The 5813-nt window shown below is 43.6% G+C and carries 6 protein-coding genes and 1 pseudogene; 3 read left to right on the top strand and 4 right to left on the bottom strand.

Annotated features, from left to right (window positions below; translation table 11 throughout):
• Positions 1-132: 132 nt before the first annotated feature.
• From O9323_RS10290 to O9323_RS10280, 3 genes are all read right to left on the bottom strand, one after another.
• Positions 133-273, bottom strand: a complete 141-nt coding sequence (locus O9323_RS10290) for a hypothetical protein (RefSeq protein WP_172963207.1) — start codon at positions 271-273, stop codon at positions 133-135.
• 64 nt (positions 274-337) lie between these two features.
• Positions 338-766, bottom strand: a complete 429-nt coding sequence (locus tag O9323_RS10285; protein ID WP_002755834.1) for a DUF29 domain-containing protein — start codon at positions 764-766, stop codon at positions 338-340.
• Between the two features lie 182 nt (positions 767-948).
• Positions 949-1656 carry a DUF8619 family protein gene (locus tag O9323_RS10280; protein ID WP_002755836.1) on the bottom strand — a complete coding sequence of 236 codons (708 nt, stop codon included), beginning with the start codon at positions 1654-1656 and terminating at the stop codon, positions 949-951.
• Between the two features lie 371 nt (positions 1657-2027).
• Between O9323_RS10280 and O9323_RS10275 the strand changes: the two genes are divergently transcribed.
• The 3 genes from O9323_RS10275 (at position 2028) to O9323_RS10265 (ending at position 5395) form a co-directional block, all read left to right on the top strand.
• On the top strand, positions 2028-2756 hold the full coding sequence (locus tag O9323_RS10275) for a Uma2 family endonuclease (RefSeq protein ID WP_002776743.1): 729 nt from the start codon (positions 2028-2030) through the stop codon (positions 2754-2756).
• Complete coding sequence (gene cobJ, locus O9323_RS10270; RefSeq protein WP_288125052.1) at positions 2753-4198, top strand: precorrin-3B C(17)-methyltransferase; 1446 nt, start codon at positions 2753-2755, stop codon at positions 4196-4198. Before O9323_RS10275 ends, cobJ begins: the two co-directional genes overlap by 4 nt.
• Positions 4199-4279: 81 nt before the next feature.
• Positions 4280-5395 carry a universal stress protein gene (locus tag O9323_RS10265; protein ID WP_002755841.1) on the top strand — a complete coding sequence of 372 codons (1116 nt, stop codon included), beginning with the start codon at positions 4280-4282 and terminating at the stop codon, positions 5393-5395.
• Between the two features lie 298 nt (positions 5396-5693).
• Here the strand turns inward: O9323_RS10265 and O9323_RS10260 are convergent.
• Positions 5694-5813: pseudogene (locus tag O9323_RS10260) on the bottom strand (IS5/IS1182 family transposase); the annotation flags it as partial.

The following is a 5813-nucleotide window of genomic DNA, read 5'->3' as shown; positions in this document are numbered from 1 at the left end:
GTTGACCCTTTTCCCTGTTTTGCTTCTCGCAAAGCTCGTCAGGATTATTATGGCAAAATTACCTTTTCTTTTATTCAGGAGTTTGAGGCTTTCACATAACAGTACTTGTCTTTGTATTGAAAAATGTGTCCGTCAGTCAGCTTTACCTAGACTATTTTTAAAAAATTCCTTTCCGTAATCTTTTGCACCCTCTATGGCCAACTCTTGCATTACTGAAAAAACAAGCGGACCTGCAGCTTGAGTAACCCCCCAGACAATTAACCAGTCAATCATGGCGATAAACTTAAGATCCTGTGGATACTATCTAAGCTTACCAACTTTAATCGTTTTTCGCCTATCATTCTGACAGATGAAGAGAACGATTTAAAATATCCTCAATACCGTAGGGACAAACGGGGGGAAACTCTAATCCCGTCTCTCTAAAGGCATCGGAACAAGCAACAGCATAGAGTTTAAATAGGCTTTCATCGGTTAAATATCGCCTTAAACTAGGGCTATCGTCCAAATAAAGCCTAATATTAGCTCTTTCTCGTTGAATAGTTCCCAACCAACTGTGCGATCGCCGTTGAGGTTGATAGTCCCACTTTAATAAATGATGCAAAATTAATCTTAGACTAGCGAGTAAGCGATCGCGCTCCCGTTTCGACAAATCCCGCACCTCTTCGACTAAATTCTCAATATCTAACTCGGAAAACCGACCGGAGGCTAATAAATCGGCCATTTGTTCGGCCCAAAGTCCAAAGTCTTGCTCATAGGATGCTGTCATCGATTTATCTCCTTCTAAGCTCAATTAACATTATATTGAACCTCTTGCATAATTAATTTTTGATGGTTCAAAAACGGCAAAAATAAGGATTAAATGGACTAAAATCTGTAAATAGACCATTTAATTGATTATTATTCATTGATAGCCGAGAAACCGGTGTTTTTTCAGCGATCGCCGAACCATTAACGGGTTTTGCGTCTTCGGATGACATTATTAGAATAACGAGAAGGTTTTGGCCGGGGTTCTTTTCCCCCTCCCAATTCGCGACTAACTTGCTGAAAAATATCCCGTCGCAGCACAGGATATTCCCCTATCCACTGGTCGAGTTGGGGAAGATGGACATCAGAAAGCTGATTGATATCCCCTAAATCGGGTTCTCGAGACATTAACAAAGCTTCGGCCACCATCCCGGGACGGATCGATTTATGGATGCGTTTGAGGGGAGCGCGAACGATCGCCGAAAAGCCAGTTTGATCACCGATTTCTAGATTAATACAGCGTTGGCGATTTTCGATAATCTCTAATTGCCCGCGTTTATTGACCCTTTCTTCTTCCCCGATTAATTCCTCGGTTACAAAAGCATCGAAAACGCGACCGCGCCAAAATCCCCCGTAGGGAAGACGACGATAGGTATTATTGCGAACACTGGCCCAATAAACCGGACCCCAGAGCCAATATAAACCGGCGATAATGTCGAAAATCAGTTTAATTGTTAAACCACCTGGGCCGAATAAATTACCGATTAACCAAGCTGCGGTGAGAGCGATGATAGAAATAAATAAACGGCGCAGAAAATCAGACCATTTACCCCAATAGTGAGCGTACTGGGGACCTGTGGCGATAATCGGGACAATTTGCTCGATCGATTGACGGGTAAGGGGAACCAACATTATCAGTTATCGATTATCAGTTATTAGTTATAGTGTGCCTAATTGACTCGTGAATGGGTAGGCTCTAGAAGAGGACGTTTACCTTTCATTTAGGCTCGCTGTATCAGTTATGACAGCATTTCTCATAACTAGATGAAGTGTAACCTAATTTGGTATCGACTACCGACTTACTAAAAGGAAAATTTTGTACCTCATCACTAAGATAAATGGTATAGTTTTGGGTAATTGTCTATCTGTTGGTCGCCATTCATACCATCGCTAAAAGCTCAGGACTTCCGGCGAAATTTCAGTTAAAAGTTAAATCCCTCAAGAAGTCCAATGAAACAATCTATAATAAAACCAATGCTGTTTTGTTCCCAAAGACTGCCACCATGACTTCTTCCCCAGTTAAATCCTTAACTTCTCAGACTGTAACCACTCAACATTTACCCCCTTTAGAAAATGGGGACCGCTTAATTCGTCCCGAATTCGAGCGCCGTTATCAAGCTATGCCAGGATTAAAAAAAGCCGAACTTATCGAAGGAGTTGTGTATATGGCATCCCCATTAAGGTTTAAATTTCATGCTGAACCCCACGGCAATCTTGTTGGTTGGCTATGGACATACAAAGTTGCTACCCCCCAAGTACAAATGGGTATTGAGCCAACAGTTCGCTTGGATATCGACAACGAACTACAGCCGGATGGGGTGTTATTAATCAGTCAAGAAAGCGGGGGAAAATCAACCCTAAGTGTAGAGGGATACCTAGAAGGATCGCCGGAATTAGTGGTAGAAATTGCCGCTAGTAGTGCCGCCATAGATTTAGGTGATAAAAAACGTGCTTATCGACGCAGTGGCATTCAAGAATACCTTGTTTGGCAAGTATTTGACCAAAAAATTGATTGGTTTAATTTAGAAAATGGCGATTATATTTCTTTGTTACCCAACCAAGAAGGAGTGATTTGCTCTCTAGTATTTCCGGGTTTGTGGTTAGATATTTCAGCCATGCTCAACGGCAATATGTCACGGGTGTTAGACATCTTAAAAGCTGGAATTAACTCGGTAGAACATCAAGAATTTATCCAAAAGTTAACTGCAACGCAGTCAGGGGAAGCCAAATGAAACCTCCAGCTATTCTCATTTTAGGAGAAACCAGCCTCCCCGTTGCTCGTCAAGTGCAAATGGCCTTACCAGAATCAGCAGTTTATGGGTTAATAAATCGTACCCAGTCGGCTGATTTTACCTATAATAATTTTGGCGAAACCGTGCGAGAATTTTTCCAGACGGGAACGCCAATTATTGGCATTTGTGCGGCGGGTATTTTAATTCGCACTTTAGCACCTTTATTAACTAATAAATGGCAAGAACCGCCTGTATTAGCAATCGCAGAAGATGGCAGCGCCGTAGTGCCTTTGTTGGGGGGTTTACAAGGGGTTAATGATCTCGCTCGTCAAATTGCCTCGGTTTGGCAAATTTCCCCCGCAATTACTACCACTGGTGATATTAGATTTAAAACGACTTTATTATCGCCACCCCCGGGTTATCAGTTAGTTAATCCCGATGATGCTAAGAAGTTTTTGTCCGATTTATTGGCGGGTGAAAAAGTAAAATTAATCGGTGAAGCGGACTGGTTAAAAAATAGTAATTTACCAATTTCATCAGCAGCAAAATTGAGCATTGAGATTATAGATAAAAATAACTTAAACTTGGCAAAACCTAGCAGTAACTGTTTAGTTTATCTCTGGGAAGAAAGCCAGCAAATTAAGGAAAAATCTGGTTTGTCCCCGGGGGATTTGGATCAAGAAAGTCAAGGTAAATTAGCCATAGTCGGAACTGGACCGGGTGCGCTAAATTGGATGTCGCCGGAAGTTCGAGAAGTGTTGGAAAAAGCCACGGATTGGGTGGGTTATAAAACCTATTTGGATTTGGTAGAATCCCTGAGAAAACCAGAAATTGTCCGCCACGAATCGGATAATCGGGTGGAACTTGATCGCGCGGAAATTGCCCTAGATTTAGCGGCTAAGGGGCGATCGGTTGTCTTAGTTTCCTCCGGAGATCCTGGCATTTATGCCATGGCCGCGGCCGTGTTTGAGGTATTAGAAAAAAAAGCAAAACCGGCATGGCAGCAGGTGGCCATTCAGGTCTGTCCGGGGATTTCGGCCATGCAAGCGGCGGCTGCTAGGGTTGGCGCACCTTTAGGCCATGATTTTTGTGCGATTTCCCTATCGGATATTCTCAAATCTTGGCAAGTGATTTCTCAGCGTATTGAGTTAGCGGCCCGGGCAGATTTAGCGATCGCATTTTATAATCCTGTGTCTCAAGAGCGCACTTGGCAATTGGAGAAGGCAAAAGAGATTTTATTACAATGGCGATCGCCGCAAACTCCCGTGGTACTAGCGCGTAATTTAGGGCGAAAAGGGGAAACAGTGACGGTGAAATTCCTAGAGGATATGACTATTAAAGATGCGGATATGCGGACTATAATTTTGGTCGGATCGAGTAAAACTCGCCTTATTGGGCAAGGTAAAACAAAACAATGGGTTTATACTCCACGTCACTATTAAAAGGATTAATGATACTCAATCCCCCCGGCTACGATCGAATTATCTTAATCTGTAAGGTAAGTTGCCAAAAAGGAGACAATTGTGCGACGGGGAAGACATAAAATTTTTATCGGGATGGCCCCTGGAGTCGGGAAAACCTACAAAATGCTGGAGGAGGGACATAGCCTCAGAAAGCAGGGAACCGACGTGGTGATTGGACTTCTCGAAACCCACGGCAGAAAAGAGACCGCCGAAAAAGCCGAGGGATTGGAAATCGTACCAAGAAAAATCCTAGAGAAAGAGGGATTCACTCTCTCGGAAATGGATACGGAAGCGATTATCGCCCGCTCGCCGCAGCTGTGTCTGATTGATGAATTGGCCCACACGAATGTACCCGGTTCGGAGCGAGAGAAACGCTTTCAGGACGTAGAGATAATTTTGTCCCGGGGAATCGATGTTTACTCTACCGTGAATATCCAGCATATCGAGAGTTTAAACGATCTGGTTGCTAGGATCACCGGGGTGGTGGTGCGGGAGAGAATACCCGATCGAATTTTGGAGGAAGCTGATGAAGTGATTGTGGTAGATGTCACCGCCGAAACCCTAGAGGAAAGATTATTAGCAGGAAAAATCTACGCTCCGGAAAAGATCCAACCATCTTTAAATAATTTCTTTCAACGGCGTAATTTAATCGCCCTACGGGAACTCGCCCTGCGCGAAGTGGCCGATACAGTAGAAGAAGAAGCGAGTAATTCGACATTTATCGGTCAATCCTGTCCCGTTCACGAACGGGTATTAGTTTGTGTTTCCACCTATCCCAACTCTTTACGATTATTACGTCGAGGAGCGCGGGTAGCAGGGTATATGAACGCGGAATTTTTCGTGATTTTCGTCGATAACCCCGATCGCTTTCTCACCAGAGAGGAGGCTTTACATATCGAAACCTGCCAACGTTTATGTGGGGAATTCGAGGGGAAATTCTTACGGGTTAAAAGCTATCAGGTGGCTGAAGCGATCGCAGAGGTAGCCGAGCGGGAACGAATCACCCAGATTGTAATTGGGGAGAGCCTTCAATCGCGCTGGAAGCATTTCATCAAAGGTTCTTTCACCCAAAAACTCATGCGCCTGATCTGGCAGAAAAATATCGATCTTCACATCATCGCCACCGATCCAAAAGTACCAGTTAAAGACGCGCGAGGCAAGGGGGTGAAAAGATAACCACCGCTCTGCTATTTACCAGCGAAGTGGTGAAAGAATTTTCCTTCTAAGTATCTAAGCAAAATTAATTACACATCTAAGCCACTACTCCGTGAGACTTCTGCTGATGTGAGCAAACAGAGAACTGAAAACTCAAATCCGATCCCTAATAGCTGTCTCCCGTCTCGGAGTCTCCTGTCTCGGAGTCTCCTGTCTCGACTAGGAAATTAATTTTGCACGACTACTTACTAACAACAGGTTTCAAGATTTTAAGTCCCACTACTTATAAGCTGTTGACTATAGACCTCCTGCAAAAGTCTTATTCAGCTACTTGATTATAGCCTAAAGCAAGTTCGTAGTTGTAAATGCCAGCGATTAAATTAAATCTCAGACCAAAACGTCGTCTCCGATTCCTGTATCTTGATGATAAAATTCTAAA

This window comes from Microcystis sp. LE19-131.1A (assembly GCF_027532015.1).
GTDB classification, from domain to species: Bacteria; Cyanobacteriota; Cyanobacteriia; order Cyanobacteriales; family Microcystaceae; genus Microcystis; species Microcystis ichthyoblabe_A.
The sequence above is the reverse complement of the archived record's forward strand: the minus strand, read 5'-3'. Positions and strand labels throughout refer to the sequence as shown.